At 57.7% G+C, this 14,607-nt stretch carries 15 protein-coding genes; 4 read left to right on the forward strand and 11 right to left on the reverse strand.

Translation table 11 applies throughout. The annotated features are described in order from the left end of the window. Positions 1–3: 3 nt before the first annotated feature. Together IAE77_RS13820 and IAE77_RS13825 are read right to left on the reverse strand one after the other, a co-directional pair. Positions 4–786, reverse strand: coding sequence for a hypothetical protein (locus IAE77_RS13820; RefSeq protein ID WP_294227462.1), 783 nt, complete (start codon positions 784–786; stop codon positions 4–6). A 494-nt stretch (positions 787–1,280) separates the two neighbouring features. Then, the gene (locus IAE77_RS13825) at positions 1,281–1,877 is read right to left on the reverse strand and encodes a hypothetical protein (RefSeq protein ID WP_294227465.1); all 597 of its coding nucleotides are present in this window, start codon (positions 1,875–1,877) and stop codon (positions 1,281–1,283) included. Positions 1,878–2,025: 148 nt separating this feature from the next. On the opposite strand from IAE77_RS13825, the gene IAE77_RS13830 reads away from it, so the two are divergent. After that, positions 2,026–2,955, forward strand: coding sequence for a hypothetical protein (locus IAE77_RS13830; RefSeq protein WP_294227467.1), 930 nt, complete (start codon positions 2,026–2,028; stop codon positions 2,953–2,955). Positions 2,956–3,339: 384 nt separating this feature from the next. Continuing rightward, positions 3,340–3,750 carry a hypothetical protein gene (locus tag IAE77_RS13835; protein WP_294227469.1) on the forward strand — a complete coding sequence of 137 codons (411 nt, stop codon included), beginning with the start codon at positions 3,340–3,342 and terminating at the stop codon, positions 3,748–3,750. 215 nt (positions 3,751–3,965) lie between these two features. Here IAE77_RS13835 and IAE77_RS13840 read toward each other — a convergent pair whose 3' ends face one another. Then, positions 3,966–5,675, reverse strand: coding sequence for a molybdopterin-dependent oxidoreductase (locus IAE77_RS13840; protein WP_294227471.1), 1,710 nt, complete (start codon positions 5,673–5,675; stop codon positions 3,966–3,968). A gap of 146 nt (positions 5,676–5,821) precedes the next feature. Between IAE77_RS13840 and IAE77_RS13845 the strand changes: the two genes are divergently transcribed. Beyond that, positions 5,822–6,727 (forward strand): diacylglycerol kinase family protein, encoded by a 906-nt coding sequence (locus IAE77_RS13845; protein ID WP_294227473.1) that lies wholly within the window; start codon positions 5,822–5,824, stop codon positions 6,725–6,727. 17 nt (positions 6,728–6,744) lie between these two features. On the opposite strand, the gene IAE77_RS13850 is transcribed toward IAE77_RS13845, so the two are convergent. The 7 genes from IAE77_RS13850 to IAE77_RS13880 all read right to left on the reverse strand — a co-directional run bounded on the left by IAE77_RS13850 (position 6,745) and on the right by IAE77_RS13880 (position 13,217). Beyond that, the gene (locus IAE77_RS13850; protein WP_294227475.1) at positions 6,745–7,758 is read right to left on the reverse strand and encodes a pseudouridine synthase; all 1,014 of its coding nucleotides are present in this window, start codon (positions 7,756–7,758) and stop codon (positions 6,745–6,747) included. 9 nt (positions 7,759–7,767) lie between these two features. After that, entirely contained in the window at positions 7,768–7,920 is a 153-nt protein-coding gene (locus IAE77_RS13855; RefSeq protein WP_294227477.1) for a small basic protein, read from the reverse strand. A 217-nt stretch (positions 7,921–8,137) separates the two neighbouring features. Further along, positions 8,138–8,434: a hypothetical protein gene (locus IAE77_RS13860; RefSeq protein ID WP_294227479.1), complete on the reverse strand. Its 297-nt coding sequence runs from the start codon at positions 8,432–8,434 to the stop codon at positions 8,138–8,140. Between the two features lie 39 nt (positions 8,435–8,473). Continuing rightward, on the reverse strand, positions 8,474–8,926 hold the full coding sequence (locus tag IAE77_RS13865; RefSeq protein ID WP_294227482.1) for a hypothetical protein: 453 nt from the start codon (positions 8,924–8,926) through the stop codon (positions 8,474–8,476). A gap of 18 nt (positions 8,927–8,944) precedes the next feature. Continuing rightward, entirely contained in the window at positions 8,945–10,414 is a 1,470-nt protein-coding gene (gene gatB / locus IAE77_RS13870; protein ID WP_294227483.1) for an Asp-tRNA(Asn)/Glu-tRNA(Gln) amidotransferase subunit GatB, read from the reverse strand. 91 nt (positions 10,415–10,505) lie between these two features. Further along, entirely contained in the window at positions 10,506–12,191 is a 1,686-nt protein-coding gene (locus IAE77_RS13875; protein WP_294227485.1) for a dihydroxy-acid dehydratase, read from the reverse strand. A gap of 117 nt (positions 12,192–12,308) precedes the next feature. Then, the gene (locus IAE77_RS13880; RefSeq protein WP_294227487.1) at positions 12,309–13,217 is read right to left on the reverse strand and encodes a hypothetical protein; all 909 of its coding nucleotides are present in this window, start codon (positions 13,215–13,217) and stop codon (positions 12,309–12,311) included. Between IAE77_RS13880 and IAE77_RS13885 the strand changes: the two genes are divergently transcribed. Then, positions 13,216–13,389 (forward strand): hypothetical protein, encoded by a 174-nt coding sequence (locus IAE77_RS13885; protein ID WP_294227489.1) that lies wholly within the window; start codon positions 13,216–13,218, stop codon positions 13,387–13,389. The genes IAE77_RS13880 and IAE77_RS13885 overlap by 2 nt on opposite strands. 96 nt (positions 13,390–13,485) lie before the next feature. Here IAE77_RS13885 and IAE77_RS13890 read toward each other — a convergent pair whose 3' ends face one another. Next, positions 13,486–14,493: a hypothetical protein gene (locus IAE77_RS13890; protein ID WP_294227491.1), complete on the reverse strand. Its 1,008-nt coding sequence runs from the start codon at positions 14,491–14,493 to the stop codon at positions 13,486–13,488. Between the last annotated feature and the right edge of the window lie 114 nt (positions 14,494–14,607).

Genomic DNA, 14,607 nt, shown 5'->3' on the forward strand with positions numbered 1-14,607 from the left:
AATTTAACTTTCGAGAAGGTTAAATAGCGTTAGACGTGAATCGAAAAAGTAGGTTCCCATAAAGAGACCAAACGCTGCTCTGAGTTTTTCTTGTCCAACAGCACCAACAAAGTGTGAGATACAGCGCTGTCTGAGGTTGGAACTTTTGATGCCAGGGTGATAAGGCATCGAGACTAGAGGGCCACAATCAAACAAGCAGTAGTTTGTGTCGAGAATAACGCGATTCAGCGACGCCTGATCGGCACAAAGACGCCGCCTCCTTTCGACAGATTTTTCTGACGCAGACCAACGGCGAAAAAAATCTTCAGCAACTCCTCGCTGCACACCGAATACACCCGAGTTTATGCCATCGCACTTCAATGTGTTCATTTCCGAGTCGGAAAGAAAACAGTTAAATTGGCTTTCTACTATCGATTGACCTGGCTCTCTACAAATCAACACTTCCCACTGGGCATTTAAAATGGGATCTAAGGATTTTAGAACTAAACAATCGGCATCAAAAAAAATTAGTCTTTGCCAACTGTTCTCTAATAAAATGTTAACAAGACGATGCTTTAAACTCCATATTGCTTCGACACTCAAATCACCAACTTCATCAAAATCGATGGATTCTTCTTTGACTTGCTCCCTAGGAAACAAGAAAAGCTTGTCGTTCGAGTTGTGAATTACGAGGATCTTTCCCGAAAATCCTGAACGCACAATCGACGAGACAAGAAGCTTGGCTAAATTGCGTTGTAGAAATTCACCTTTTCGATCAATGGCTATCGTATAAATTAAATCACACATGAATGCGATAAACTTACAGTAGCATCTCTTTATGGATCATGTGAAATCGTTTTCCTAAGCTTGGTTGTGCCAGCCGGAGCAGGGTCCAAGCTCTGAGGTTTCCATCCTTTCGGGTCACCTTTCTTGGCAGTTCCAGACTCGTCATCAGTGCCCAACACATTACCATTTGCGTCCAACCATTCAATTTTCACGCTCCATGTCACATCACTAGCGGAACTTGCGAAAAATGTCGGAGCAAATACGTCTCCCGGTTGCGCGTCTTCTACTACCGGTTCGCCTGCGTGCGCCATTGAAACGCAAGTAGCTCCTGCAGCCATCAATAACATAGAGGCCGTAGTAGCCGAGCTTTTGCGAAGAAACGACCGTCTATTAATAGTGGGATTAGTATTCATGTTCGTATTATCATCATGAATGCTTCAGCCGAAATCTGTCAACATATTTTTCCGAAAAGCCACCCGACCTGTATTATAATTATAATATTATTCATTTTCTCACTAATTGAGGTTTTTTTCCTTCACGCTCATTTTCAGCATATTCGGAACGAATTCATCAGGCTCTGCAAAAATTTGTAGCTCATGAGTCGTGTTGTCGGAGCTTGGAAAATAAACATTGTGCGACGGTTTGCCTGCGGTCCTGCCTGTCATTTCCACGCTAACATCCGCAAGCTTGAATTGTTGACCTGACATTGTCATTTTGACTGTTTCGAGTTTTACACTTACTACCGCCGAAGCCCGCTCGTTGCGTGTTATACTAGGCGTCATTTTTGTAAACACAAAGCTGCCAGGTTCCGATTCATACCCCTGTGTGATAACGGTTTCGCCTTCTGCTACCAGAGTGTCAAAGTTGGTTATTAGATGGTTTTTTTTACTTTCAAAATTTGCTGCGAGCTTTCTTAGCTCGTCGGTAGAGAGGTCTTCCAAATGCACGCCCTTATTCAATTTCGGTGGAGAATCACTAACGCGGCTGGTAGCCCGCGCTGTTTCTTTCCGCCCCGAGATTGACGTGGCCTTGGAATTCCATAGCCATACGCCTCCCTGCATCAATATCAAAAGTGTTAATGCCAAGCCGATGTAGAAAATCGTTCTTTTCATCGCAAATGCATTATTAGTGTTGTTTAAATAGTGGCGCAACTTCTAATCAGTCGGATGGCAGCATCTCTCTGTGAAATGAACGCAAATTATGTCACGGGTACACCGGGACTGCAATCGACTTTCGGTGTTGGACAGTCGGCACGATCAAATGATGAAGCAACTTTTTCCACCATTCGGCCAATATCATCTGCATCGTTTTTTTCAAGAAAGCGTTGCCGAAGAAAAGCTGCTTTTGAATAGGATGTTTCAGGTCGTTGACATCTTGAACCAACAGCCCTCCGATTTTGTTGTCAGCACCTCGCTTTACTGCAAGCCACATGACCCAGAAAACTATCCCATTTTTCCACTAACAGTGGAGGAAATTAGGAAGCCCCATACCAGCGTTCGACATGGAAACTCCTGGTGGCAAGAATACATGGAGCCGCTCCTGAGTGGGGTGGAGCGAATCCCCGATCCGTGGTCGGTGCGCATTCACTTGGCACCCGACCTGATATTCCTCGAAAGTTATCTTCGGCATCCACGGATTGAATTGCGTATCATGTGCCACAACTCCGAGTTCACGATGCCAGGGATGCTCTGGCGCTACCTGCCTTTAAATGAATGTGGAGTCGTTATGGCACGAGGGGCGGATTCAATCTGGCCGGATGCTGGCACCTATAAGCATATCCAGGCCATGTTGAAATCAGATGCCATGCTGATTCGACGTTTTCGCCCCAGGGACAGGGATGCCGATGGTTTGTGTGTTTACCGGTCCATTCCAGGGCCGTTGGTGATCAAGTTGAATAACCCGCTCAACTTCACGAAGATGGCAAAAGCCTGGCTCTGGCACGGCATGCACGGCCTGCTGCCAACGGAAGTGACCGCTCCTTTTTTTGAGAAGCCGCTGCCCAAACTGGGCATGTCCCACTGGGCACGCTATGGGCAGGATGAGCAAATGCTGAGCCACTGGCTCTACTACGTTGCCGCCGCCAAAGGCATCTATACCGTCATCGACAAGACGCATCAAAGCCAGATTTGGCCGTTTGATCAGGAGTATCTGGAATCTCGATCTCCCCATTCAACGACCGTGCTGGTTTGATCTTCATTCACCGCACATCGAAGCTGGATTCCAAACCCACAACCACAGTTTGTTGGTTGAGAATGAAGGGTTTGGTGACGCAAATGAAGGTTTGTTGGGGGGGGGACATTGATTTCCGGCGCAAAATCCTTCTTTTCTAGTAGTTGAACTCGAATTTAAGGCCATTAAAGGGTGATTTTACCGTGACAAACAAAGATTTGAGCTTTGTTTGAATCCTTCGACGGATGCTGATGTCGAACTCGTTCGCAACTCAGAACCGTTATGCCTGTGCCGGATTCAGAGGGAGAAGCAGCCCGATGGGATGACCCACGATTACGGTGGGATATGGAGGGCTTGTTGTGGGATGGACCCGTGCCGGAATCGGTTCGCAACCAGATGCAAACCATGGAACCCAACACCAAACCGATGAGTCCTGCCATGCAGGACGACGACAACAACGCTGCCATCGCGATCCTCGCGATGGCGGATTACACCAGCATGAAACCCGAGTTCGAGAAAACCGTGGCCTATCAAAAAGCGGCGGATGGCACCGAAACCGGCATCCGCCCCGCGCTCGCTACGGCGCAAGCGGACTACCTGCTCAAGCAAAACGCCCTCAACGACGCCCGTGACAAGATGGTGGCCCTGCAATGGCAGCAGCACGAGTGGGTGCTGGGTGCGCGTGACCAAGTGGCCGCCAAGTTCGGCAAGAACTCCGACCAATACGCGGCCACCGGCCTCAAGAAGAAGAGCGAGCACAAGAAGGGCGGACCGCGTGGGCCACGCACCGCCAAGTCAAATGGCGCTGGAACCTGATGATCAAACTCTTGCGCCTGCGGCGTCTGTTTGTGACCGCCGCAGGCGCATCCCAGCGCTGGCGGGAGTGAGGAATTCGGGTTTGTAAGTCAGGGGCATGCTGAAGGTTCTTTGACAGAATGCGCTGCCCTTCTCGGAGGGACACTTTTGAAGTCATGTGTCCTTTTGCGAAGGATACATTGTAAACCAAGAGCTGGCCCGCATGATGTCACGATTCAACCAACGATGATCCCCTTCGCCTTGCGTTCTTTTTCGCGTTCGAGTAGCGGGATTTTCTCGGCGGTTTCGAGCACTTGCACGCCTTGATCACCGATCTTCGCGAAAGTCATGCCGGCGAGCGCAGGGACTTCGGCGGCGAGACGTTTGAAGACGTCCTCAATGGTGTGGATGCCATTCGAGCCGCCGAGGGCGACGATGAGGTCGCGCAGGATTTCCCAGGTGTCGCGGGCATTGCCAGGCGTCTTGATCGCCTTGTTGAGGCGCTGGAGGCGGCCCGTGGTGTTGATCATGCTGCCGCGTTTTTCAGCGTAAGCGGTGCCCGGGAGGACGACGTCGCTGAGTTCAGCGCTGGCATTGGCCAGAATGTGCAGGGAGGCGATGAACGGCACTTTTTCGAGATCGCGCTGTGAGAAGCCGACTTTGAGCAGATTCTCGCCAAGGGCCAGAACGCCGCGCAGCAGGCCGCGGGACATCTTTTCCTGGATGTCAGCCAGCTTGGAGCCGGGTTCGATGCCGAGGACGAGTCTTGCGCCGTTGGTGTTCGGATTGAGGTCGTCGGCACGCAGGTAATTGTCGGCACCACCCGTGCGCGGCACGACATCCACATTCGTCGTGCCAAGCAAGGCCGCCAGATGCTTCACGAAGAACAATTCCTCGTTCGTCATGCGGGCACTGGCGATGATGGCGATCTCCTCGCCCTTCTTGCCGGCCAAGGCGCTGGCGATGGTGCTGAGCGCGGTCTTCCAGCTCGCAACCCCGTGTTTGCCGCCGGTTTTCACCATGGGATCGGTGAGGCGGAACTCGCTGTTCACGAAGTGGAAGTCGAGACGGCCGCTGTCGCACATCCAGGACGAGTTCACGTCGTTGTTGTCGCGAGGCGTCTGGCGGTAAACGATGTCGCCACGGGCACCGATCTCCATGTTGCAGCCCCGGCCGCAGCCGGTGCAGATGCTCGGCGTCTCGGTGAGGAACCAGACGCGCTGCTGGAAGCGGAAGTCGTTGCTGGTCAGGGCGCCGACGGGGCAGATATCGACCGTGTTGAGTGAGTAGTTGTGCTCCAGGCGCTTGCCCGGATGCACGGCGAGGGTGGTGTGGCTGCCGCGATCAGTGAAGCCGAGCACCGGCTCGTCGGCGATCTCCGCGGTGAAGCGGATGCAGCGGCTGCACATGATGCAGCGCTCGTCATCGAGGCGCACACGCGGGCCGATATCGACGTTCTTGGGCTTCTTGACCTTGTCCTCACGGAAGCGGCTCTCGCCCTTGCCGTGCTCGACGCTGAACTCCTGCAGGCGGCACTCGCCTGCCTGGTCGCAGATCGGGCAGTCGAGCGGGTGATTGATGAGGAGGAACTCCATCACGCCCTTGCGGCATTCCTGCGTGAGGACGCTCTCGGTGCGGATGCCCATGCCTTCAGCGACCGTGTTCGCACACGCGATGACGGGGCGCGGCATCCAGCCAATCTTCGGCATGCCGTGCTCGTCTTTCTCCGGCTCCTGACCGGGAGCCGGGCGCGGCGGCATGCCCATTTCGACGAGGCACATGCGGCAGTTGCCGGGGGATGACAGTTTCGGGTGGTAGCAGTAGTGCGGGACTTCGGCCTTGGCCTGCTTGCACGCCTCGATCATGCGCGTGCCTTTGGGGAACTTGTGCCAGACGCCATCGATCTGCACGTTCACCAGATCGACGGGCGGAGGTGCGGCGGGCATGGCGGGGGCTTCGGCAGGAGCAGGCATGAGCAAAAAGGGGGCTTGGAAGGCGATTATCGGAGCCGCATGGACTGCGGCAACCGCATTTTGTGAAAAGTTTCACAAGCGTGCGGCCCTGAGTCTTTGCCAAGCGTTCACGACGTGCCATGAGTGCGCCTTTCATGCCCATTCCGGTCATCCTGAATCCCGCCGCACGAAGCACGAAGGCCGCCGCGCTGGAGGAAGCGCTGCGTGCGCTTTCCCCCGCGCCGGAACTGCACCTCACCAAGGGCCCTGGTGACGCGACGGTGATCGCCGAGAACCTCGCTGATGCCGGGCACGAACTGGTCGTTTCGGCAGGTGGCGATGGAACGATGAACGAGGTGCTGCAGGGCCTCTGCCGGGCAAATGCCCGCCGTAAACCCGGCGAAAAACACACGGCGCTCGGTGTTCTGCCCCTGGGGACCATGAACGTCTTCTCCGTGGAGTTGAAGCTGCCGGGCAAGGACATCTCTGAGTGCTGGCGCCGCATCACCACCGGCACTCGCTCCGAAGTCGATCTGTGGATGGCGAACGACCACTACTTCGTTCAGCTCGGCGGTGTGGGTCTGGACGCCCAGATCGTGCAGGAGACCTCGTGGGAGGCGAAGAAGAAATTCGGCCCGCTGAGCTACGTGATGAGTGCGGTCAACGTGCTGCTGCGGCCGCCGCCGACGCTCAGCGTGCAGATCGACGGGCGCGCCCCGCTGCTGGGCACCGTGGTGCTGTTAGGCAACGGCAAGCACTATGGCGGACCGTTTCCCCTGTTCCGCGATGCCTCAAACACAGATGGAAAGCTGGACCTGATCATCTTCCGCGGCCTCGGCGGCATGGAGTTCCTGCAATTGCTGCGCGGCATGCTGCTCGATGGCTACCAGGCCTGTGAATACCTGGACTACGTGCAGGCAGAGCAGTTCACGGTGACTTCCGACGCGGGTGACGCTCCCGTGGAACTGGACGGTGAGCTAGCCTCCCATCTCAGCGGGCCGGTGGCCTTCCGCCGGGCTCCATTTCAGCTCGGCGTGGTGGCTTGAGCGCGACGTCAGGTCGTTCAGCGTGGCCTTGGACCGCGACGAGGTCCTCGTGGCGCTGGACGCTGGGATTGCGGGCCGGAACGACCACCGGGACGTTCTGGCCGCCCTGCGCCGCCGGAGCGTGATCGTGAGCTGAATGAATCGCGTTTCGGTTTGAAGCGGGAAGGCTTCTCATCCGAGAGTTCGTCGGAAAACCGGGCTGATGGCCCGCTGCGCTTGCCACGGGAAGGCTTGAAACGCTTTTCACCAGCCCCGGATTCACGGGCGGGGCGTGGGGGACGTCGTTCCTGGGCACCTTCGGCCTCAGAAGCGGTTTTGCGGCCCAGTTTGGGCTTGCTGGGCTCCTCTTTGAAGAAACGCTCAACTTCCGTCGGTGTCAGCTCCTTCCAGCCGCCCTTGGGCAGGCCTTTGAGTTGCAGCCAGCCAATGCGGATGCGTACGAGGCGCACCACCTCATAGCCCAGCGCATAGAACATCAGGCGGATCTGGCGCTTCAGGCCCTGTTTCAATACCACATGGGCGTGATAGGCACCGTCCATCCACGCACGCTCGGCCCGGGCGTAACCTTCCTCGGTCTGCATGCCTTTGACGAGCTTCGCCATGACCTCGATGGTCAGCGGCTGGTCCACCGTCACCTCGTATTCTTTCTCCGCTCCCTGGCTGGGGTGGATCAGGCGGTGGGAAAGTTCACCGCGGTTCGTCAGGAGGATCAAGCCCTCGCTTTCCTTGTCCAGCCTGCCGACGTGATGCAGGCTCTGGAACTTCAGCGGGAGCAGATCGTAAATCGTCATCCGCTCATGCGTGTCACCACGGGAGCAGAGGTAGCCCTTCGGCTTGTTCAGGGCGATCACCAGCGGTAACTCGGTCCGCACCGGGGAGCCATCGACGACCACCTTGTCTTCTGGCTGCACCTGGGTGGCCAGCTCGGTGATGATGTGCCCGTTGATCGAGACCCGTCCTTCGAGGATGATCTGCTCGGCCCCGCGTCGCGAGGCCACACCACATTGGCTCAGGTATCGGTTTAAACGCACGGGAAAGCCTTATTCCGGCTTGGTCTTCGGCAAGTTCGTCGGCAGACGGCCTTCCTTCCACTGACCACGGGACTTGAGAAGCTTGATGCGCTCACCGCGCTTCAGGACACTGCGCTTGGTGCCGACGGAACCGGCGGACTTGAGGCTGCGATGCTGGGACATGATGACGAATGGGCTGGAGGTGGTCTGAAAAAGGGCGCGGAGAATAACTGACCTCGCGGAGGGCGCAAGGGGTTTGTACGTCTTGGTTCGAGCGGAGCAGAGGACAGAAAAATGATGAAACCTCAATGAGGAGTGACGAATCAACGCCACGAGCCATGGAATTCCGCGTCTGGCAGGACATTTGGCTTGATTGGTCGTTGCCAGCTAGCTGGCAGGCTCAATAAAAACTACCAAAGACCGGAGGAATCTCCCGCACGACCACCCGCAGGCTCAATCCATGCTGGCTCAATTCTTTGTCGAGCGCATCATCCGCCTCTGAACTGGTCTCCAGCACCTTTTCCACCCAAGGACGATAGACTTGCGAAAAACGCCGGGCGTAAGGGTGTCTCTCGTCGTTCCAATGCTGAAGCAGCCGTGCCTTGGCGGCCGGTCGCTTCCACAGCAGACGGCCATACTCCAGCCGCGCCTGATCGTGCGGCAGAAGTGGCCAGCGCTGGTGTTTGGAAACATTCACGGATTAAGCATGCCATACGCTCGCGGCATCGCAAAGCCGTTAAATCAGCCCCAGCTTGGCCGCGAAAGCCTCATGCTCGCGATCACGGGCCTCATTGCGCATGCGCTTGGGTGCAAGCAAGTCCGCCACAGCTGGCACAATGAGTTTCAGCTTGTCACGGTAGGTTTGGGCAAAGGCACGGTCACGCCATCCTGCAGGCAAATGATCCAGAACCATGCGTGGCATGAGATTCACATGCCAGCCATGGGTTTGCTCAAACTCACTGCCGATGAGCGCATCATAGGCAAGTTCCGCGATGGCATCGCTTTCGGTCACCGGATCGGCATCCATGCTGTTTTCAGGCAGCGGATCATCACGACCAACCCGTGCCACATGCCAGAGGAGGGCCGCCGAACCGATCAAAATCATCTCAGCCGGTTCGGCCAGGCGCCCGGCCCATTCATGAAGCCAGTCGATGACCTGATGAGGATGGCTCAGTTCGCGCTTCGGCATGGCCTTGTTGGTTTAAACTCAGCCCAAAACCTTCTTCCGCACGATCTCGGTGACCATCTTCGGATTCGCTTTGCCCTGGCTGGCCTTCATTGCCTGACCGGTGAACCAGTTCATGGCCTTGTCGTTGCCGCCTTTGACCTCGGCAACTTTGTCCGGGTTGGCGGCCAGGATTTGGTCCACGATGGCCTCCAGGGTGCCCGTGTCGCTGACCTGCTCGAATCCTTTGGCCTTGATGATCTCGGCGGCGGGTTTGCCGGACTCGAACATCTCGGCAAAGACTTCCTTGGCTTGGTTGTTGGAGATTTTTCCGGCTTCAACGATCGAAACGAGCTCGCTGAGCGCTTCCGGCTTCACCGGGCACTCGGTGATGGTGAGAGAGCGGTCATTCAGCACACCCAGGAGGTCGTTGATGACCCAGTTGGCGATCTTTTTGGCCGGAACCTTCGTGTCGGCGGCCACGGCGGCCTCATACCACGTGGCAAGCTCCTTTTCGCTCGCCAGCACACCGGCATCGTAGGCACTGCAACCGTAGTCCTTCTCGAAACGGGCACGTTTCTCGTGCGGCAGCTCGGGGACAAGCTGCTTCACCTTCGCCACAAGACCAGCCGTGCGCACAGGCAGCAAATCGGGATCGGGAAAGTAGCGGTAGTCATGCGCGTCTTCCTTGGAACGCATCAGCGTCGTCTCGCCGAGGTCGTCGTCCCAGCGGCGCGTGCTCTGCACGAGCTTCTCGGGATTGCGGCCTTCGAGAACGTCGATCTGGCGCTCGGTTTCAGCCTTGATGGCCCGGCGCACGGCGGACATCGAGTTGATGTTCTTCAGCTCGATTTTCACGCCCAGTTCCTTCTGGCCTTCCGGGCGCACGGAGATGTTCACGTCGCAACGCAGGTTGCCCTTTTCCATGTCGGCATCGCTCACGCCGCCGTAGATCAAGATCTGCCGCAGGCTGGTCAAATACGCGAAGGCCTCCTCCGCGCTGTCGATGTCCGGTTCGCTGACGATTTCCATCAGCGGCGTGCCGGCACGGTTGAAGTCGAGCGTGGTGAACTTGTCGTGATGCGTCGATTTGCCCACATCCTCCTCCAAATGGATGCGCGTGAGCTTCACTACCTTGCCGGGATTCGCGATGCTCTTCTGCGCGTCCTTGGGATACGCCAAGTCATACAGCGGGACGCCGCCGCCGAGGCACAATGGCAGGTCGAACTGCGTGATCTGGTAGTTCTTCGGCATGTCTGGGTAGAAGTAGTTTTTGCGGTCCCACTTCACCACCGGCGGTGTTTCACAGCCCAGCATCATGCCGGTGAGGATCGTCTTCTCGATGGCGGCTCCATTCAAAACCGGCAGTGCTCCCGGCAGGCCGAGGCAGGTCGGGCAGGTGTGCGTGTTCGGCTCCGCGCCATACTCCACCGGGCAGGAGCAAAACATCTTGCTGCGCGTGGTGAGCTGAGCGTGAACTTCGAGGCCGATGGTGACGATGTACTTGGGCATGGCGGAACGAGCCAAGCCAAAGCCGAATTCACCCCCAGATGCAAGAGCGAAGCCGCCGTCAGTTTCGATGAGACAGCACAAGGCTGTGACTTCAGCGGGAACTGCGGCTGAGCGTCCACTTCGGCACGCAGCCTTCATGGGCCTGCGAGACGGTCGCGGCGAAATCGGCAAGGTAGCCGAAGGGATGCGAAACTTCGACGGGTTCGGCCTTGCGGGCTTCGAGATCGGCTTTGACGGCGATGGTGCCTTTGAGGAGGTCGAACTCGATTTCGTCGTCGTCCTGCACTTTGGCGATGGGGCCGCCCAAAACGGCCTCGGGGGTGCAATGCACGCCGACCGCACCGGCGGAGACACCGGACACGCGGCCATCGGTGATCAGCGCGACCTTGCCATAGAGCTCCGGCACGGCGAGCGCGGCGCTGGCGACGTGCATCTCCGGCATGCCGAGCGCCACGGGGCCGCTGCCGCGGATGATGACGATGTGGCCGGGCTTGATGCGGCCCTGCGCAGCGGCTTCGAAGACGCCTTTGCTGTTCTCAAAGCAGATCGCACGGCCGCTGAAGCGCGGTTCTTTGAGCGACGACACTTTGAAGACCATGCCGTGCGGCGCGAGGTTGCCAAAGCACACCTGGATGTCGGCGTAGTCTTTGAACGGCTTGTCGTGCGGCGCGATGAGGTCGTTCGGAAACGGCACCGCTTTCGCGTTGGCGAGATTTTCGGCCAAGGTGCGGCCGGTGACGGTCATGCAGGAGCCGTCGAGCAGTCCAGCGTCAAAGATGTGCTTCAAAAGCATCGTGGTGCCGCCGAGGCGATGCAGATCGACCATCGTGCCGCGTCCGCGTGGCGCAAAGCTGCACAGCACGGGCACTTTGCGGCAGATGGCCTGCACATCGCGCAGCGTGAAGTCCACACCGGCCTCGCGAGCGACGGCGAGGAGGTGGATGACGCCGTTCGTGCTGCCGCCGATGGCGGCGATGGCCGTCATGGCGTTGGTGAGCGACTGCTTCGTGATGATGTCGCGCGGACGGATGTTCTTTTCGAGGAGGTTGCGCACTGCCTGGCCGACGCGGAGGCATTCCTCGCGCTTTCCGGCCTCGATGGCGGGCATGGACGAAGTATCGGGCAAACTGAGGCCCAGCGCTTCGAGCGTGATGCCCCAAGTATTGAAGGAAGCCGCGATGCCGCAGCCGCCGGGGCCGGGACAGGCCGTGCGGATGATCTGCTCGCTCTCGTCCCAGCTCATCGTGCCCTGCGCTTCCTTCGCGGCGGCGTCATAGACATCGAGGATGCTCGTCGATTGCCCTTTGTGGCAGCCCGGCATGATGCTGCCGCCATTGACGATGAGTCCGGGGAAGTTCGTGCGAGCCAGCGCCATCGCGAAGGCCGGGCCGTTCTTGTCGCAATGATGCAGGCCGATGATCGCATCGTAGCTGTGCGCCGTGCAGATCATCTCCGCGCCGTTGGCCATGAGGTTGCGCGAGCAAAGCGAGGCCGCGCCGCCGATGTTGCCCTGCGTGATGTTGTCGCTCGCCGGCGAGACACCAAACGGAAACCCCACCATGCCCGCCTCCGCGCAGCCTTGCGCGAGCAGCTTCGCCAGCTCGTGCGCGTGAACGTTGCAGATATTTCCATCGAGCAACGGCGTGCCGATGCCAACCTGCGCCTTGTTAAAGTCCTCTTCTTTAAAGCCGAGGCCCCAGAAGAAGGCCGTGATGCCGCGCTGCCAGCCACGGGTGACGTTGCGCGAGTTCCAGTTGAGGTGGTTTTGGTCTGCCATGAGGGGGCAGAGGCTAGCGAGCACGCCGGATCACGGCAAAAGAAAAGCTCCCGGCCTGCGAACAGACCGGGAGCTTCCCAACCTTATCAGAGAAATGCGGATCGAGATCCGCGTGGGTTAGAAGGCAACGCTCAACTTCACGCCACCGAAGATCTCGTTGTCATGGGTGACGTTGAGGTAATTGCGGGTGCTGCCGGCGAAGTTCCACGCGACATAGGGTGTCAGAGTGGCGATCTTGGTCAGCTGAATCGGAGTGCTGATGGAGAAAAGCACGTGCGTGAAGCCGCTCGACTGGGTGGCGACACCAGTGAATGCTGCATTGGCAAAGCTGCGCGTGCCAGTGTAGTAATCAATGCCGTAGCCGCCCTGAACGGAAGGAACGATGCTCAACCAGTCGGTGACGGCGATCGTATAGTCAGCCGCCAGCTGGAAGTACTGTCCATTGACGGTCAAGTCATAGTAGTAGCCAGCGTAGAAGTTGAACGCACCCACCGGGATGGTCAGTGTCACCCCGAGCTCATGAGCGCCGGTGAGACCCATTTCTGGGTCGCCGTTGTTCACGCCGGTGCCATTGATGGAACCAGAGTAGGTGTCCGGATAGCCGTAATACTGATACTGCACGCCCAGGGTGGACCAGCCAAGGTCATAGCTGAGGCTCGTGTAGATGTCGTATTCGGAGTAATCGAACGCTTGATTGGTCACGCCAGGCTGCGGGGTCTGGAGCGTGGAAATATATCCGGCACCAACACCCAGGCTCAGGCTGCCTGCGCCATCCTCTCCGGTGCCGGAAATCAGCGGAATGGAGAGGTTGATGAAGGTGGAGATGATGTTGTCAGCGAACCAGAGGCCGCGGAAGTAGTAGCGGCTGTCGTAGGCGGCGCTGATGCTGGCTCCCATGGAGTCGAACAGGGTGCTGGGCTCCGCCACGGGTTCAACGGGCGCTTTGGCTGGCGCAGTGCCAGCATTGGCGTTCAGCGCTGCACAGGCAGCAAGAACGGCCACGGACTTGGCAATGAGAGATGTCATGCTTTTGGGCTTCATGTGTTTGGTCGTGTTTCGTTTTGTTGGTGTTGAGGCGCTGCTTGGCCGGGAAGACGTTCACAGCGGACACGAGTCAAAGCAGTTGGCATGCCAGATCGCCGGGTTATTTCACCAAGCCGAGTTTCGCGGTTTTTATCCAGACAGAGCCGGTGCATGAGATTTCGGTCCCGCGGCTTGGAGCAAAAACAAAACCCCCTGGCGACTTAGTCACCAGGGGGTTGAAGTAACCGATTGGCTACGACTCGTGGCGATCTTAGAAGCGGATGCTCAGGGTCACGCCACCGTACACCACGCTTTCAAAGCCGGTGGAAGGAGGGTTGATGCCAAGACCGACGAGGGTGTTGCTGGACTGGGAGGACTGGGCGACGTTCTGAAGGGCTCCAAGCGGAACGTTCAGGGCGATGTAAGGAACCAGTGTTGCGCGGCTGTTAAGCTTGATCGGGAGGGAGAAGCGGATGTTAGCCGCTGCCCAACCTGAGATGTCATCACCACCGCTTTCAGATCCGGCGAAGAGCGTGGTGCCACCACCAAGGAAGGTGTTGGCTCCGTCGCGGGTGAACTGCCAAGTGTAGTTCTTGGCATAGCCGACATTGAAGCTCGGGACGAAGCTGATGGCATCAGTGATCGCGATGGTTGTGCTGGCCGTCGCGTCAAAGTACCAGCCGTCGCTCACCCAGTCGTAGTTGGCGCTGCTGGCGATGTCGATCGGGCCCAAAGAGGTCTTGAGACCAAGCTGAACTTCCTGACCGTCCTGCAATCCCTGATATCCACCGTTGCCAAAGTTGTTGATGGCAGGATTGGTGAGATCACCAGTGTTGTAGTAGTAGCGATAACCAAGGCTGAGAACAACCGGGCCAAGATCGTGCGCGAAGGCAGCACCGAACTCAAAGCGTTGGAAGGAATTGTGATCGCCAAGGCCGGCTCCGACTGCTCCTGGGAAATTCGGGGTGAAGGAATCGTTGTCACCAGCCAGGAATCCGTATTGGAAATCCCAGACGAGGGAGGTGGAAGGAGCGTCTTCGCTTTCTCCGCCGATGAGGAGGATGGAGCCGTCAACTCCGGCACGCACCCAGTTGGAACCGAAGTTCACGCCACGCCAGACATAGCTGGAGTCGTAGCCGAGGGAGGCGTTGATGCCGAGGTCGTCGTTCACCGGAGCGGGAGCGACCGGGTTTTTCGGGGCGGGAGCTGTTCCGGCCACAGCGGGAGTGGCGGCCAGTGCCAAGAACCCCAGCGTTTTCAGCAATGCATTCAATTTCATAGTCTGATCAGGTTGGTATTAGGTTGGTTGGTTTGAGGTCGGACACTCGCATGAAATGACCTGAAAACAGAGTTTCCAGGTCAAAGTACGTGAGCCGTTCAGGAAGTGAAGCTA

It is taken from the genome of Prosthecobacter sp., assembly GCF_014879935.1.
GTDB lineage: Bacteria > Verrucomicrobiota > Verrucomicrobiia > Verrucomicrobiales > Verrucomicrobiaceae > Prosthecobacter.